Consider the following 15678-nt stretch of genomic DNA (forward strand, 5'->3'; position numbering starts at 1 on the left):
AGGCACCATTAACCATCGGGTCCCACAATCCGCGGAGCTTGAACTTGGCGGAATCGTGCGATGGGCATCGGGCTACGGCAGGACAAAGAGCGGGCGACGCTTGAGGAGATCCGGATCCGTGTCGGGCATGCCCTGCAGCGGCATCCGCTGTGCCGCAACGTCCAGTTCGACATCATGAGCGTTCCCCGCAACGCCCGCGGCGGGAACTGGACCATCAGCCTGCATTCGGTGGAACCGGCGGCGCTTTGGGAGGCCTCCGACATCGTTGCCGACATCCAGGCCGCGTACGATCTGCTGATCCCGGCCGAGCTGTCTTCGGCGGCGTGAAAAAAATATCCGTCATGTTCACAGGGCGGAATGGTGGCCGGCGTGTTTCTGTGGCATCGTAAAGCCTTAATTAACTCCCACTTTTCGGCAAAGTGCGGCTTTCCGCCGGGATACGGAGAATTGCGTGACGAAGTCGATCGCTTTTGTCGCTTTGCTGGGCGTGCTGATCGCAGGCGCGGCCGTGACGAGCGTCCTGATGCAGGACAGCGTGCCTTCGGCCGGTGCGATGATGCCGCCCGTGGTGGCGAAGAGCCCGCTCTCCAACCGTGAAGCCAAGGGCGACCGCCTGGCGATGGTCACACTTGCGGCCCCCGAGGTGCAGCAGCCGAGTGCCGCCCCGAAGACGACTCTCCGCCAGGCCTATGCCTATGCGCCGTCCGAGGCCGAAATGGCCAAGGCGTCGGCCGCTGCGGTCGTTGCTGCCGAGCCGGTGGTGCCGAAGTCCAAGATTCTCGCCCGGAGCGAGCCGACGCCAGCGCCGCTGAAGCCCGAGGTGCAGAAGGCCTATTCGCTGCTGTCGGACGGCCAGATCGCCGGCATCAAGGAGCGGCTGCGGCTCTCGTCGAGCCAGGAATATTATTGGCCGGCGGTCGAGACCGCGCTGCGCGCCGTCGCCCGTAAGATCCACGCCGGACGGCAGGGTGCGGCGAAGCCGGGCGCGGTGGCGCTCGATCCGGATTCGGATGAGGTGCAACAGCTGAAGTCGGCCGCGATGCCGCTGCTCTGGCAGTTGCGCGAGGACCAGAAGGACGAAGTGCGGCGGCTTGCGCGCACGATCGGCCTCGACAAGGTCGCAGCTGCGATCTGATCCGGGCGATCCCTGCCGTGAACACGTCAAAAGGCCGCGCATTGCGCGGCCTTCGCTGTTCGAGGGGGTCTTTTACCGCGCCGGCGGATTGGCCTCTGGATGCCCGCCGCTCTCGGGACCGGCTCCGGTCGGCGACGACGCGGGCGCGGTGCGCAGGTCCGGGGCCGGCCGCGCCGGCTGGGTCATGGTCGGAGCTTCCGGCGGGGTGATCGCGGCGCCGGCGCCGACCGTGGTGCCGCGATCGGTGTTGCTCGGCGCCGACGGCACCGGCGTCGGCTTGTCGCCGCCGGCAAAGCGCGTCGCGCCGCCGCTCTGATAGCCGGCGACCAGCAGGCCGGCGACCACGAGCCCGAGCACGAACAGGCCGCCGAGCTCGGGCAGCGCGCCAGATGGGGCGACGCCGCGGCTCCGGCCGTCGCCCTCGAGCGCCACCGCCGCGATCTCCCGGTTGTGCCGCGAGCGCAGGAAGGCCAGGAACGCGCCGGCCGCGATGATGATCGCGGCCGCGAGCGTGAAGAACATCAGCCAGCTGATGGGTTGATCGCCTTGCATCTCGAACATCCTTTGATCCGTGAGGGCTGCGCGACGTGCAGTCGCGTCAAACCCGCATGACAATCTCTGTTCGTTGCAATCGCCGGTGGCATGAAAGGTTTCCCGCCCGGCGGCGAAAATCTCGAGTCAGCGCCCGTCGCCGGCGGCCCACAGCGCGTCGAGCCCGGCGCGATAGGTCGGGTAGGCGAAGCCGACGCCGAGCTCCTGCCTAGCGCGAATATTCCGGATGCGCCGGTTGCTGGCATAGAAGCTGCGCGCCATCGGCGACAGCTCGGCGCTGTCGAACGGCAGCTCGGGCGGCGGCGCGATGCCCATCAGGCTGGCGGCATAGGCGATGACGTCCTGCGGCGGCGCCGGCTCGTCGTCCACGATGTTCCAGGCGCCGCCTTGTCCGTGCCGGATCGCACCCATGATCGCGCTGGCGGCATCATCGACATGGATGCGGTTGAACACCTGGCCCGGCTTGACGATGCGGCGCGCCCGCCCGGCCTGCAGCTCGACCAGCGCGTTGCGGCCGGGCCCGTAGATGCCGCCGAGCCGGAGCACCGCGAGCCGGTCGCCGATGACAGCGCGCCATTCCGCCTCGACGCGGACACGGGCCTGCACCCGGTCGTGCTCGGGTGCCAGCGGCGTGTCCTCGTCGATCCAGCCGCCCTGGTGGTCGCCGTACACGCCGACGGTCGAGAGATAGACCACGCGCCGCGCGCGCCCCGCCGTGATCGCGTCGCCGAAGGCGGCCAGCACCGGGTCGTCGCCCGCTCCGGGGGGCACCGAGATCAGTACGACGTCGGCATCCGCCGCCTTCACCAGCGTCGCGGCGGCGGGCGCCGTGCTGTCGAAGAGGTCGATGTCATCAGGCGCCAGCTCCGCGCGCTTGGCGGCGCTGCGCACCGTGCCGCCGATGCGGGCGAACGCGCCACGGTGCAGCTCGACGAAGCGCTGGGCGGTGTAGCCGAAGCCGATGACGAAGAGGTTCATGGAGGCCGTTCACCTGGACTGCGCGAATAGATGAGCCTCCGAGTTACCCGGCACCGGGTGCCCCGCGCAATTCAAATGACGCGTGCGGAGTCAGCCTGCGGACGGGGCGGTGCTGACCTGCCGCGCTTGTTATGGCTCCCGTCATGGTCCATGTCGTATGCTCCGGCGACAGGAGATGGACTGCCACGATGAATTTCCATTCGATCTACCGCCATGGCTTTGCCCGCGTCGCCGCCTGCGTCACGGCCTCCAGCGTCGCCAACCCCAGCGCCAACGCGGCGGCGATCCTGGCGGCGGCGCGCGCCTGCCATGATCAGGGCGCGGCGGTCGCGGTGTTTCCGGAGCTCTGTCTGTCCGGCTACGCGATCGAGGACCTGGTCAAGCAGGACCCGCTGCTCGATGCCGTGCAGCGCGGGCTGCTCACCCTCGTCGAAGCCTCGCACGACCTGATGCCGGTGCTGATCGTCGGCGCGCCGCTGCGCTTCGCCCACCGGGTCTACAATTGCGCCGTCGTGATCCATCGCGGCGAGGTGCTCGGCGTCATCCCCAAGAGCTACCTGCCGACCTATCGCGAGTTCTACGAAGGCCGCCACTTCGCCTCCGGTGCCGGCATCCGCGGCGAGATGATCGAGGTCGCCGAGACCATGGCGCCGTTCGGCACCGACCTGCTGTTCGCCGCCGCCGATGTCGCCGGGCTCGTGATCGGCGTCGAGATCTGCGAGGACATGTGGATCCCTGTCACGCCGGCGTCCGAACTTGCGCTTGCCGGCGCCACCGTGCTCGCCAATCTCTCCGGCAGCCCGATCACGGTCGGCCGCGCCGAGTCTCGCTCACTCTTGTGCCGCTCGACCTCGGCGCGCTGCCTCGCCGCCTATGTCTACGCGGCGGCCGGCGCCGGCGAATCCACCACGGACCTCGCCTGGGACGGCCAGACCTCGATCTTCGAGAACGGCGTGCTGCTCGCCGAGAGCGGGCGCTTCCGCCAGACCGGCCAGACCATCGTCGCCGACGTCGATCTCGATTTGCTGCGCCAGGAGCGCGCGCTGATGGGCACGTTCGACGACAATGCGCGCGCGCAAGGCGCCGGCGTGCACTGGCGCCGCATCGGCTTCGAGCTGCAGCCGGCCGAGGGCGACATCGGCTTCAGGCGCAGCATCGAGCGCTTTCCGTTCGTGCCGAGCGATGCCGCGCGGCTCGATCAGGACTGCTACGAGGCCTACAACATCCAGGTCGCCGGCCTGACGCAGCGGCTGCGCGCCACCGGCACCAAGCGCATCGTGATCGGCGTCTCCGGCGGGCTCGATTCCACGCATGCGCTGATCGTCGCGGCGAAGGCGATGGATCTGCTCGGCCTACCCCGCACCAACATCCTGGCCTACACGATGCCGGGCTTTGCCACGGGCGCGCAGAGCAAGTCCTACGCGCATGCGCTGATGTCTTCGCTTCAAGTCAGTGCCGCCGAGCTCGACATCCGCCCCGCCGCCACGCAGATGCTGAAGGACATCGGCCATCCGTTCGGCCGCGGCGAAGAGGTCTACGACGTCACCTTCGAGAACGTGCAGGCCGGCCTGCGCACCGACTATCTGTTCCGCCTCGCCAACGACCGCGGCGGCCTCGTGCTCGGCACCGGCGATCTCTCCGAGCTCGCGCTCGGCTGGTGCACCTATGGCGTCGGCGATCAGATGGCGCACTACAACGTCAATGCCGGCGTGCCGAAGACCCTGATCCAGCATCTCATCCGCTGGGTTATCGCCTCGCATCAGTTCTCGGCCGATGTCGACCGCACCCTGGAGGCGGTGCTGTCGGCCGAGATCTCGCCGGAGCTGGTGCCGGTGAAGGAGGGCGAGACGCCGCAGAGCACGCAGGCCACGATCGGCCCGTATGAGCTGCAGGACTTCAACCTGTTCTATACGCTGCGCTACGGTATGCGCCCGTCGAAGATCGCCTTCATGGCGCATCACGCCTGGAAGGATGCGGGCGAGGGCGCCTGGCCGCCGCACTTTCCGCCCGACAAGCGCAACGCCTATGCGCTCGGCGACATCAGGAAGTGGCTCGAAGTGTTCCTCAAGCGCTTCTTCGCCTTCAGCCAGTTCAAGCGCTCGGCGATGCCCAACGGCCCGAAGGTGGTGGCCGGCGGCGCATTATCGCCCCGCGGCGACTGGCGCGCGCCGTCGGACGGCAATGCGACGGCGTGGCTGGAGGACCTGGAGAGCGTGCCGAAGTGAGGGACGCAGTTCTCGTGGCATGTTGATGGCGCACCGTTTTGCATCACGGGCGGTGCGCTCCCTCTCCCCGTAAGAACGGGGAGAGGGAGCGCAGCGGCGCTCGCCGTAACCGCTGTTGCCTCCCACCGTCTTGCTCCGCTGCCCCGCTTGCCATATCCGAAGAAGCGTCGCAGCGTAGTTTGCGGCGCTGCAATTGCCTCTTCAAACGGAGCCCCCCATGAGCGTGACCGCCGCCGGCATTTCCTCGATGGCGACGAGGCAGATCCTCGCCGAGCTCGCGGCCGCCTATGAGGAGGCGACCGGCGAGGTGATCACGATCGAATCCGTCGGCGGCGTCGATGCCGCCAAACGCATCCGCGCCGGCGAAGCGTTCGATTTCGCGGTGCTGGCTTCCGACGCGTTGCAGAAGCTCGAGGCCGACGGCCACCTCGTGCCCGGCAGCATCATCGAGATCGCGGAATCGCCGATGGCGATGGCGGTGCGCGCCGGCAGCGCCAAGCCCGATCCGCTCGACGAAGCCGCCGTGCGCAAGGCGATGGAGAACGCCAAGGCGATCGGCATCTCCACCGGCCCGAGCGGCACATATGTGCAGAAGCTCGTCCGCGACTGGGGCCTGGAGGGCGATGGCGCCTCGCGCCTGGTCCAGGCCAAGCCCGGCATTCCCGTGGCCAAGCTGCTCGCCGATGGCGAGGTCGATGTCGGCTTCCAGCAGCTCAGCGAGATGCTCGGCGCACCTGGCATCGACATCGTCGGTCTGCTGCCGGACGCGCTGCAGCCGGGCACCGTGTTCGCCGCCGCGTTGTGCAAGGCCGGCGCACACACCGACGCCGCACGCGCGTTCATCGAATATCTTGTCTCCGACGAGACCGCCGAAACCAAGCGCCAGCACGGCATGACGCCGGTGTGAGGCGGCGAGGGGCAAGGATCGTCCTGGACGTCACGTGCCTCGCAACTTCCGCATGGAACTTCGCCCCGCCGCGCCCTATGGAAGGACGTGTGCTGAAAACGAATGGAAGGACTCATGCGTCGCTGGCCTCTCGTATCTCTCATCCCTCCGTTGCTGACCGGCTGCGTCACGCAGAGCGCGGAAAATGACAAGGCTGCGGAAGCCGCCGCGATGGCGACGCATCTGACGGCCGACTATCGTCAGATCCTCGCCAACGATTTCAAGACTTGGCCGGACTACGCTGGCATGCCCATCACCAAGGCCCAGATATCGAACCCCGCCAAGGAGTTCGGTGACATCCTCAATGGTGGAACCGTGGTCGGCATCTGCGTGCGCTACATGACCAGGCCGCGTGCTTTTGGACAGGAGCTCAGCCCGCGGACGGTGGTCGAATCGATTTCCTTCACCAACAAGCGCCTGAATCACGCAGGTCTGAAAGGCCGGCGCGAGATCGCGATGCTCAGCTGCGACGCAAAGCGCGTCTACTCGCCCTTTCCCGAGATCGAGACGGAGTAGGCACGGATCGGAAGCGACCAGCGCATCGGCACCGGCTTGGGGCGCGGCTGCCGGTTGCGCGCGTCGGCCGATCCCTTCGACGGTCCAGGGGCGACGAAAAATGGTCCGCGCGTATGTCGTCCGAGCCCCGCGCCGTTCGTCTTGTCATCGAACGGCAGAGGAGGAGACGAATGAGCACATCGCACTATCGCTGGGTGATCGTGGCGGCCGGGGGCGTGCTCGGCTGCGTCGCGGTCGGCGGCCTGTTCTCGCTGCCGGTGTTCCTCAAGCCGATGGCCGCCGAGACCGGCTGGTCGGTCGCGGGGATCTCAAGCGCGATGACCATCGGCTTCCTGGCGATGGCCGTCACCAGCATGGGCTGGGGCACGCTGTCCGACCGGATCGGCCCGCGTCCCGTGCTGCTGATCGGATCGGTCCTGCTCGCCGTCAGCCTGCTGCTGGCAAGCCTGACGTCCTCGCTGCTGGCGTTCCAACTGCTGTTCGGACTGATCGCTGGCATCGCGACAGCGGCGATCTTCCCGCCGGTCATGGCGACCGTCACCGGCTGGTTCGACACCCACCGCAGCCTCGCGGTCTCGCTGGTCTCGGCCGGCATGGGTGTCGCGCCGATGACGATGTCGCCGCTCGCGGCCTGGCTCGTGTCCAGCTACGACTGGCGCACCGCGATGCAGTGCATCGCCGCCATCGTCGCCGCCATCATGATCCCGACGTCGCTGCTGGTGGGCCGTCCACCATCGTCAGCGCCCGACGCCGCCCTCGCGTCGGGCCCTACCGACGGTCCGGCCGAGATGACGCGCGCGGCGGCGCTGCGCTCGCCGCAGTTCCTGATCCTGCTCGCCACCAACTTCTTCTGCTGCGCCACCCATTCGGGCCCGATCATCCACACCGTCAGCTACGCCGTCACCTGCGGCATCCCGCTGATGGCGGCGGTGACGATCTACAGCATCGAGGGCCTCGCCGGCCTCGGCGGCCGCATCGCCTTCGGCCTGCTCGGCGACCGCTTCGGCGCCAAGCGTGTGCTCGTTCTCGGCCTGCTGGCGCAGGCGTTCGGTGCGCTCGCCTACGTGGCCGTGCGCGACCTCGCCGCGTTCTATGCCGTCGCGGCGACGTTCGGCTTCCTTTATGCCGGCACCATGCCGCTCTACGCGGCGATCGCGCGCGACAACTTTCCGCAGGGCATCATGGGCACGGTGATCGGCGGCACGGCGATGGCCGGCAGCCTCGGCATGGCGACCGGCCCGCTGGCCGGCGGCCTGATCTACGACAGCTTTGCCAGCTACACCTGGCTCTATGTCGGCTCGTGGGTGATGGGCCTCGGCGCTGTCATGATGATGATGACATTCAGGCCGTTTCCCAAGCCAGCGTCGCAGCCTGGCGCCGTGCCGATGCAGACGCCAGCCTGACGCTGCTGCATCGCACCTTCACGCCGCGGTCGGAATCGGACAACAACGCTTGATCCACCGGCAGGAACTGTGATGTCGCAGCCGGGTTGGGCGAGCGTGGGGTTCAACCGGATGGAGATCGGATCCATGAAGAAGACCCAGCTCGCCATTGCCACCCTCGTCGCAGCCACCCTCGCTGCCGTCCCGCTCGCCGCGCAAGCCAAGCATGCCAAGAAGCACAGCGCCGCGACCTCGACGACCTCCTCGCAGACCACCGGCAGCAACATGCGGGCGACCAGCGGCGCGATGAAGTCCAGCCGCGATTCCACCTCGTCGAGCCAGGGCAACGTCGGCCCAGGCACGAACCAGGCGGGGAGCATGGGGAAATAGGACGGATTCGTCCCTCGGATTCCGCGTCGGAGTGCCCGGTGCCCGGGCTTTCCGGCGCGCGGTGGCACTTCGCAGCAGCGCAGCGATGCAAGACGCCGCTACACCACAGCGCTGCAAGACGACGCGCTCCACGCGGCCGGACGGCACGAAACCACGCGAGCGAACAAACCTTGCGAACACCAATCGGCCTCGCCAATCGGGCGATGAGTCCCGATCAGCAAAGCCCGATCACTTCGAGGCTTCCTTGATCTTGTGATCCAAATGCCCGGTGCCGTGGTCCCGGCGCAACTGGCTCAGCGACGTCTCGTTGAGCTGAAGCAGCACGTCGCTCAGCTTCGTCGAGTCCGGATAGCCCGCTGCGAACGACTTCCCGTAGATCTTGCGCAGCGTGCCGACCAGCGTATTGCCGTGCTTCCTGCTGATCTCGCCATCCTTGTCCCGATGGCGGCCGTCCAGGCCCGGTTCCTTCATGCGTCTCTCCCCCTGATGCGACTTCTGTGCTTCTGATAGCCTGCGCTCAATCAACGAGATTGGCAACGCTGCAGCGCGACAGACGAAGTCGCGGGCGCCTGTGCGTCGTTGCGGTTGGCCATCTTTTTCAAGGCGTCGGCCGAAATAAAGATTTCACTTGCCGGTTTTCCGAAATCGCGATTTTATCTGCGCATGCCGCCTCATGCAGAGGGCGTACGCGTCGTCACGATACGTGGAGGTGGGCTGCGATGGACATGGATGCTGCGCCAGACGAGCGCGTGCGTCGCGGACGGCGAAGTCGTGCGGTCCCGGCCTCCCGATGCTGAGGTCAAGCCTGCTGCTGATGCGCAAGCGTCACGCGGGCGATGGGGGCAAGAAAGCCCGGTCCCCAAGGAGAGCACGAAGGACACCGTTAAAACCGATCGCGCAGGGAGGGCCGGGTCGTCCGGCTGGACCTGTGGTACCTGCCGCCTGCATTTTTCTCGCAGGCGGGCCACGGGCCTCAGTCGAGGTCCGGCTCTCCCTGCGCCTCTCGTATGTCGAGGCGCGCCGACCAGCGCATCCCTCGGACTCATCGAGCCGCGAGACTGCGCGCGCACGCCTGAAGCGACCGCAAGTGGCTGTTTGACATCTGGCTGTTTGACATCCGAATGACGTGACGGTGCTTGTCTGCGCCCGTGACAACGTCGAGCAGCGTCGGGCCGAACCCACGGATAGGAGACGCGGTCAGTCGCAGTACGTCTCAAGGAGCTCGACGGAGAGAAACCGGATCGCGCCATAGAGCGGTCGTGTTCATCCGTGAACGAGGACAACGAGAGCTCCACGCCGCCGGCATTTGCAGCAGGATTGGCCCCAGTGATGGAGAACACCACTCGGCAAACGACAATTGCGGAAGGATGTCGAAACAGTATCACGTTGAGGTTGTGTTGAGAAGGCTTGAGTGTACAATCTTGGGGATGCCAGATTTTCGATGGGAGCGACGGGCTTCCCGATAGGTGTGCTGGCTGAGAGAGGGTCGTGCCGGCATGCCTCTCATCGTCTATCCGCATTGCGACATGCACGTCGCGCTGAAGAAGCCCGCGACCAAGGTGCTGCCGTTCCGCGTGTTCGACCAGGACCTGCCGAACGGCTCGACGACCTACACGCTGACCGACGTCACCGCGGACTGCAATTTTCGAATCCTGGCGCCGTACAACCCGGTCGGGTCCCGGCTGACCAGCTTCGTGACGATTGATCCTGCGGCGCGCACCATCACCGGCGACGACGTCGGCATCAATCTCGTGGTGATCGAATATGGCCCCGGCTACGTTGTCGCGCGTATCCAGGTGCACGACGATGTGCTCGGCTGGTGGTTCGGCAACTCGTCGATCACCACGGCGCTGCATCCGACGGTTGCCCACAGCCAGCCGACGCTGTGCGCGCTGTTCAGCGACGACCCGACCGGGACCGATCTCGTCGGCGACATCACCGGGCACGGCTTCGTCACGCTCAGCTCAGGCAGCCCCGGCACCTTCGTGGTGGCAAATACGAACAATGAGGGACGGTTGAGGGGCGTGAGCGAGGGCGCGGCCCAGCTCGACGGCAGCTTCCTCGGCGTCAACCAGAGCCTGCCGGTGAAGGTGGTCGACTACGCCAAGACCCGCGACAACATCTCCACGGTGCGCGCCGGCGACCTCGCCAATGCCTCCGAGATGCACAACATCCTGTTCCTCGCCGAAGGCTTTCGCGCGTCCGAGAAGGACAAGTTCGACAAGATCGTGCAGGAAGCGGCGGACGGTCTGTTCTCGCAGAAGCGCCACGAGCCCTATGGCACGCTCGCGGGCAGCTTCAACGTATTCAAGGCCTTCCAGGCGTCGGAAGAGCAGGCGGTGACCTGCGGCTGGCGCGTCAACGACGAGGAGACCTCGGAGCTCGGCAAGGGCGGACCGATTCCGTGGAACTACAGCGTTTCGGACGACAAGAGCATCTACGAGGTCGACGAGCTCGTGGCCCGTGTCGGCCTGCCGCTCCGCAACGAGACTGCGACGCCGGCGCAATTGAAGGCGCGGTGGGCGAGCCAGTCGCTGCCCAATTACGACGCGGCGAAGGTCAACGACACCCTGATCGAAGCGTGGAGGAAGCAGAAATCGCTCGGCATCCTGGAGGCACGTGACACCTTCTACGGCCTGATGCTCGGCGCCCGCTGGGGCGACCGGTCGGCGAAGTCCGGGGCCGCTTTGACGATGCCGGCGGCGGATGCGGCGGGCGATGCCAACCTCGCGCCGCTGATCGCCCGCGCCTATCAGTTCTTCAAGCCGGCCAGCGCCACCCGGCACCTTGCCCCGGATCCGCGCCGGCACCCGCCGGAGCTCGCCAGGGACGGCCGCGCGAACGTTGCGGCGCCGATCATGGCCTACCTGTCCGGACTGCGGCTCGGATCGTCGCCGCACACCGCGCTCGGCGCCGAGTGGATACCGGACGGCACCTTCAAGCGCAGCCGCGGCCTGATCGCCATGATCACCAACGAGGACATGATCGGCGGCACCAATTTCAACCAGTCGACCGTGACCGCCAATTCGCTGCAGAGCCTGAAGACGCTCGACTTCGAATATCCGGCGACCAACACGGCGACGAAGAAAGTGATGCGGCGCAAGCCTGCCAGCGACATCGACGCCGATCTCACCGATATTATCGACACGGTTGCGCACGAATTCGGCCATTCCTTCAATCTCGGCGACGAATACGAGACGAGCGCCGAAGACAATGCGACCGCTTCGAGCGAGGACGACAACATCGTCGCGCTCGCCGACATCTTTCAGGATCCGAGCTACGCCGCCAATCACTCCCGTCTGGTCGATCCGTCCAAGGTGAAATGGTTCGAACTTCTCAGGATCGAGCTTTCGGCCAAGCTGACCCAGGCTTCGACCCAGCAGGGTGGCTCGATCGAGGTCAGGATCGACCCGCGCCAGATCCCGCGCTGGGTGCAGGCGAAGGCGGCCGGCCGCCAGGCGTTTCTCCGCCGCATCCAGATCACGGCGATCGGCCAGCAACTGCCGCTCACGTTCATCGATGCCGATTACCTCGTCAGACTCGACATCGGCGACATCGACCAGAACCTCGGCTCGATCCGGCTCGGCGGGCTGGAATTGCCGCCGGCGCCGTTTCCCGTGTTTCCGAAAGGCTCGCTGCTGTTCGTGCCGCGCCGCGACGATGCGGACGCGCTGGTCTATGTGGTGGAAAAGAAGGTGCGCGACTTCATCGCAGGCAACCATCTGCCGCTCAACAAGGATACCGACACCGCTCATGTGAACGACGAGGGCGACGACCCGAAGGACATCCCGGACTTCAAGCCGCCATGCAAGGCGCAGCGGCTGGTCGGCCTGTACGAGGGCGCATACAACTTCACCGGGCTGGTCTATCGGCCGGCCGGCGACTGCAAGATGCGGAACAGCAGCGGCGCTTTCTGCCATGTCTGCAAATGGCTGATCACCAACCGCGTCGATCCCGCTCTGCACGACGTCGTCGACCGTGAATTCTATCCGAAGGCCAAGAAAAATGGCTGAACCGGGCGCCCTCGAAACGATCGTCGCCGAGATCGGCAAGCTGCTGCTGCCGCTGCGGGCGGCGGTGGAGTCGCCGGCCGCGTTCCAGGGCCTGCTGCTCAAGCTGGGCTGGGATTCCGACGTGATTCCGAAGCCGATCGCCGATCTCGCGGTCGACTTGCAGTTGTTGTTCGATCGGCTCCAGGCGCTGGTCGGTGGTGGGCTGTCGCTCGACGGCGAAGTGGCATCCGACGGCGAGATGACGCTGGAGTCCGGGGCGCTCGAAGACGCCTTCAAGGCCATCGAGGCGATCGCCGGCGTCGTGCAGGCGATCGACGACCTCGTCTCGGCGCCCGGCGGTGCATTTTCGGCGACGCTGAACGCCGACAATTTCAAGGGCGAGTTTCCGGGGCAGCTCGTCGGCTATCTCTTCATCACCTATCTGCGCAACCATCATCCGGGCATCGGTTTCGCGCTGCAGGCGCTCGGCGTCATCAGCACCCGCTATACCGCGCCCGCCGGCAACCGCCCGGACTACATCGACTACAGGTTCAGTTTCCCGGATCTGCCGAAGATCGTCTCCGACCCGGTGACACTGTTCGAGAACGCCTTCGGCTGGGGCACCGACAGCTTCGACTTCTCCGGCTTCGCGCGACAGATCGACAGCCTCGCGGCCGGGCTCGGGCTCGACGTCCGGATGGTGGAGGTGCCGGATCGGGTCGCGCGCGCGCTCGAAGGCGGCCCTCCGACCGGGCGTGCCGCGGTGCGCAAGCGGCTCCGCCTGGTGTTCTTCGAGCGGGCGCGCGACGCGGGTCGGCTATCGGCCGAGCTCGGACTGTTCCCGCTGCCGAAGTCCGGGGGCAAGAAGCCGGGCTTCGCGTTGCTGCCGTCGTTCAGCGGGCTGCTGTCGGTGCGGATGCAGCTCGGTCCGACGATCGCGGTGACGATCTCGAGCGACCTCGATCTCACCGGCGGTGTCGGCCTGATGGTGCGGCCGGGCAGCGGCATCGACATGGTGACCGGCTTCGCGGGCAGCGGCGCGCCGACGTCGGCCAAGGGCACCGCGCGCGTCGAAGTGGAATACTCCGCCGCCTCCGGCAGCCCGACCATTATCCTCGGCACCGGCGAGGGCACGCGGCTCGAATACCAATCGGTGAGCGGTGCCGGCGGCTTCACGCTGGTGGCGGGCAAGGACGTCGAGGTGTTCGCCGAGGTGGACCTCAAGGGCCTCGCTTTCGTCCTTGACGCGTCCGGCTCGGACGGCTTCGTCTCGACCATCCTGTCGGGGATCTCGACGCGGTTCGAGTTCGATCTCGGCCTCGGCGTCGCCTATCCGCGCGGCGTGTACTTCCGCGGCACCTCGCATCTCGAGATCCAGATCCCAGCGCATATCGACCTCGGTCCGATCGAGGTGCAGGGACTGACGCTCGCGGTGACACCATCGGGTGGCGGCCTCCCGATCGATATCGGCGCGACGCTGAAGGCGGCGCTCGGTCCGCTGGTCGCGGTGGTGGAAAACATCGGGCTGCGGACCGATCTCGCTTTTCCGGGGAGCGGCGGCAATCTCGGCCCGATCGATCTATCCTTCGGCTTCAAGCCACCGAACGGCGTCGGGCTGTCGATCGATGCCGGGGCGGTGACAGGCGGCGGCTATCTCTTCATCGATCCGGACCGCGGCGAATATGCCGGCGCGCTCGAACTGAAGATCCTCGACTTTCTCTCGGTGACGGCAATCGGCGTCATCACCACCAAGATGCCGGACGGGTCAAAGGGCTTTTCCTTCATCGCCATCATCACGGTCGAGTTCAATCCCGGAATGCAGCTCGGCTTCGGCTTCACCCTGCTGGGAGTCGGCGGACTCGTCGGCCTCAACCGCTCGATGGACCTCGACGCGCTGGTCAACGGCGTGCGCGCCGGCTCGCTGGACTCGGTGCTGTTCCCGCACGACGTCGTCGCCAACGCGCACCGGATCATCTCCGACCTCCGCACCTTCTTCCCGCCGGAGCAGGGGACCTTCCTGATCGGCCCGATGGCGAAGTTCGGCTGGGGCACGCCGACGCTGATCAGCCTGTCGCTGGGGATCATCATCGAGATTCCCGGCAACATCGCCATCATCGGCAAGCTGACGGTGGCGATCCCGGACGAGCGGCTGCCGCTCATCATCATCCAGGTCGCCTTCATGGGCGCGATCGAATTCGACAAGAAGCGCGGCTGGTTCTTCGCCATCCTGTACGAATCGCGCGTGATCTTCATGCCGCTCGACGGCGGCATGGGCGTGCTCGCGTCATTCGGCGGCGACGCCACTTTCATCGTCTCCGTCGGCGGCTTCCACCCGGCCTACAATCCACCGCCGCTGCCGTTCCCGCCGATCCCCCGGATCGCGATCAACATCCTCAACACGCCGGTGGCCCGCATCCGGGTCGACGCCTATTTCGCGGTGACGTCGAACACCGTGCAGTTCGGCGCACATGCGGAGCTTTATTTCGGCATCTCGATCGCCAGCATCGAGGGACATCTCGCCTTCGACGCGCTGTTCCAGTTCTCGCCGTTCTATTTCATCATCACGATCTCTGCTTCGCTGTCGGTGAAGCTGTTCGGCGCGGGGCTGTTCAGTATCCGCTTCCGCGGCTCGCTCGAAGGCACATCGCCCTGGCACGTCGAGGGCACCGGCAGCATCTCGCTGCTGTTCTGGGACGTCGACGTCGACTTCTCCCACACCTGGGGCGACAAGGAGGACACCAGCCTGCCGCCGGTCTCCGTGCTGCCCCTGCTGGTGGCGGAATACTCGAAGGCGGAGAATTGGACTGCCGCGCTGCAGAACAGCAGCAGGCTGTTGGTGACGCTCAAGACCGTGGACGCGGGCTCCGACCTTGTGCTGCATCCGGTCGGCTCGCTCAAGATCACCCAGCGTGCGATTCCGCTCGGCATCACCCTCGACAAGATCGGCGCGCAGCGCCCGGACGACGCCAATTACTTCGCGGTCGCGGCCGCGACGTCGGGCATCGAGAAGCGCGCCACCATCCGGGAGTCGTTCGCGATCGCCCAGTTCAAGGACCTCAAGGACGGCGAGAAGCTCAGCGCTTCCGACTACGAGGCCGAGGAGGCGGGGCTGGAGCTGTCGGTCACTGGCAACCAGGCCAAGACCAGCTATGTCACCAAGCGCATCGCCCGCTACGAAGAGATCATCGTCGACAACAATTTCAAGCGCGCACGCCGGCGCTTCGTCACGCTCATCTCCGGGCTGTTCACGCACTTCCTGGCCAACAACGCCGTGGCGCGGTCGGAGATCTCGGCGAAGTCGCGCGATCTGAAGCACGGATTCGACGACAAGATCGCGGTCGATCAGGCGTCCTATGTGGTGGTGAGCCTGGTCGACAATTCGCCGATCGCCGGAGCGCCTGCGTCGTTCCAATCGCGCGCCAGCGCCGGTGAATTCATGGCGGCCGAGACGCGGCGCAATCCGAGCTTCGCCAGCGAGGCCCATATCGTGCGCCCGCACGAGATGAAGCGCGCGGCGTAGCGGAGGCACGATGATGGCGGGCGGTCCGGCGAGGCGGCGGGG

The 15678-nt window shown here is 66.6% G+C and carries 12 protein-coding genes; 9 read left to right on the forward strand and 3 right to left on the reverse strand.

The genetic code is table 11. The features are described from left to right. The first annotated feature begins 60 nt into the window (after window positions 1–60). Both ACQR1D_RS04940 and ACQR1D_RS04945 read left to right on the forward strand, forming a co-directional pair. Window positions 61–327, forward strand: a complete 267-nt coding sequence (locus ACQR1D_RS04940; protein ID WP_434838038.1) for a hypothetical protein — start codon at window positions 61–63, stop codon at window positions 325–327. Window positions 328–508: 181 nt separating this feature from the next. Further along, window positions 509–1135 (forward strand): hypothetical protein, encoded by a 627-nt coding sequence (locus ACQR1D_RS04945; RefSeq protein ID WP_315804683.1) that lies wholly within the window; start codon window positions 509–511, stop codon window positions 1133–1135. A 72-nt stretch (window positions 1136–1207) separates the two neighbouring features. Here the strand turns inward: ACQR1D_RS04945 and ACQR1D_RS04950 are convergent, their stop codons facing one another. Together ACQR1D_RS04950 and ACQR1D_RS04955 are read right to left on the reverse strand one after the other, a co-directional pair. Beyond that, entirely contained in the window at window positions 1208–1687 is a 480-nt protein-coding gene (locus ACQR1D_RS04950; protein ID WP_316181130.1) for a hypothetical protein, read from the reverse strand. Window positions 1688–1813: 126 nt separating this feature from the next. Then, a complete protein-coding gene (locus tag ACQR1D_RS04955; protein WP_434838037.1) occupies window positions 1814–2665 on the reverse strand; it encodes an SDR family oxidoreductase in 852 nt (283 codons plus the stop codon). Window positions 2666–2853: 188 nt separating this feature from the next. Between ACQR1D_RS04955 and ACQR1D_RS04960 the strand changes: the two genes are divergently transcribed. The 5 genes from ACQR1D_RS04960 to ACQR1D_RS04980 all read left to right on the forward strand — a co-directional run bounded on the left by ACQR1D_RS04960 (window position 2854) and on the right by ACQR1D_RS04980 (window position 8124). Further along, window positions 2854–4890: an NAD(+) synthase gene (locus tag ACQR1D_RS04960; RefSeq protein WP_434838036.1), complete on the forward strand. Its 2037-nt coding sequence runs from the start codon at window positions 2854–2856 to the stop codon at window positions 4888–4890. A gap of 217 nt (window positions 4891–5107) precedes the next feature. After that, entirely contained in the window at window positions 5108–5797 is a 690-nt protein-coding gene (locus ACQR1D_RS04965; protein WP_434838035.1) for a substrate-binding domain-containing protein, read from the forward strand. 114 nt (window positions 5798–5911) lie between these two features. Beyond that, window positions 5912–6352: a hypothetical protein gene (locus ACQR1D_RS04970; protein WP_434838034.1), complete on the forward strand. Its 441-nt coding sequence runs from the start codon at window positions 5912–5914 to the stop codon at window positions 6350–6352. A gap of 170 nt (window positions 6353–6522) precedes the next feature. Then, window positions 6523–7755, forward strand: coding sequence for an MFS transporter (locus ACQR1D_RS04975; RefSeq protein ID WP_434838033.1), 1233 nt, complete (start codon window positions 6523–6525; stop codon window positions 7753–7755). A gap of 126 nt (window positions 7756–7881) precedes the next feature. Further along, a complete protein-coding gene (locus ACQR1D_RS04980) occupies window positions 7882–8124 on the forward strand; it encodes a hypothetical protein (RefSeq protein WP_434838032.1) in 243 nt (80 codons plus the stop codon). 228 nt (window positions 8125–8352) lie between these two features. On the opposite strand, the gene ACQR1D_RS04985 is transcribed toward ACQR1D_RS04980, so the two are convergent. Beyond that, window positions 8353–8595: a hypothetical protein gene (locus ACQR1D_RS04985; RefSeq protein ID WP_315804587.1), complete on the reverse strand. Its 243-nt coding sequence runs from the start codon at window positions 8593–8595 to the stop codon at window positions 8353–8355. Between the two features lie 1025 nt (window positions 8596–9620). Between ACQR1D_RS04985 and ACQR1D_RS04990 the strand changes: the two genes are divergently transcribed. Beyond that, entirely contained in the window at window positions 9621–12137 is a 2517-nt protein-coding gene (locus tag ACQR1D_RS04990; protein WP_434838031.1) for a hypothetical protein, read from the forward strand. Beyond that, window positions 12130–15636: a DUF6603 domain-containing protein gene (locus ACQR1D_RS04995; RefSeq protein ID WP_434838030.1), complete on the forward strand. Its 3507-nt coding sequence runs from the start codon at window positions 12130–12132 to the stop codon at window positions 15634–15636. Before ACQR1D_RS04990 ends, ACQR1D_RS04995 begins: the two co-directional genes overlap by 8 nt. Window positions 15637–15678 lie beyond the last annotated feature (42 nt).

It is taken from the genome of Bradyrhizobium sp. HKCCYLRH2047 (assembly GCF_051168175.1).
GTDB lineage: Bacteria > Pseudomonadota > Alphaproteobacteria > Rhizobiales > Xanthobacteraceae > Bradyrhizobium.

What these genes read in the sequence shown, in the direction of transcription:
- ACQR1D_RS04940 (WP_434838038.1), top strand. Translation starts at nt 61, where the DNA reads ATGGGCATCGGGCTACGGCAGGACAAAGAGCGGGCGACGCTTGAGGAG.
- ACQR1D_RS04950 (WP_316181130.1), bottom strand. Translation starts at nt 1,687, where the DNA reads ATGCAAGGCGATCAACCCATCAGCTGGCTGATGTTCTTCACGCTCGCG.
- ACQR1D_RS04955 (WP_434838037.1), bottom strand. Translation starts at nt 2,665, where the DNA reads ATGAACCTCTTCGTCATCGGCTTCGGCTACACCGCCCAGCGCTTCGTC.
- ACQR1D_RS04960 (WP_434838036.1), top strand. Translation starts at nt 2,854, where the DNA reads ATGAATTTCCATTCGATCTACCGCCATGGCTTTGCCCGCGTCGCCGCC.
- ACQR1D_RS04965 (WP_434838035.1), top strand. Translation starts at nt 5,108, where the DNA reads ATGAGCGTGACCGCCGCCGGCATTTCCTCGATGGCGACGAGGCAGATC.
- ACQR1D_RS04970 (WP_434838034.1), top strand. Translation starts at nt 5,912, where the DNA reads ATGCGTCGCTGGCCTCTCGTATCTCTCATCCCTCCGTTGCTGACCGGC.
- ACQR1D_RS04975 (WP_434838033.1), top strand. Translation starts at nt 6,523, where the DNA reads ATGAGCACATCGCACTATCGCTGGGTGATCGTGGCGGCCGGGGGCGTG.
- ACQR1D_RS04980 (WP_434838032.1), top strand. Translation starts at nt 7,882, where the DNA reads ATGAAGAAGACCCAGCTCGCCATTGCCACCCTCGTCGCAGCCACCCTC.
- ACQR1D_RS04985 (WP_315804587.1), bottom strand. Translation starts at nt 8,595, where the DNA reads ATGAAGGAACCGGGCCTGGACGGCCGCCATCGGGACAAGGATGGCGAG.
- ACQR1D_RS04990 (WP_434838031.1), top strand. Translation starts at nt 9,621, where the DNA reads ATGCCTCTCATCGTCTATCCGCATTGCGACATGCACGTCGCGCTGAAG.
- ACQR1D_RS04995 (WP_434838030.1), top strand. Translation starts at nt 12,130, where the DNA reads ATGGCTGAACCGGGCGCCCTCGAAACGATCGTCGCCGAGATCGGCAAG.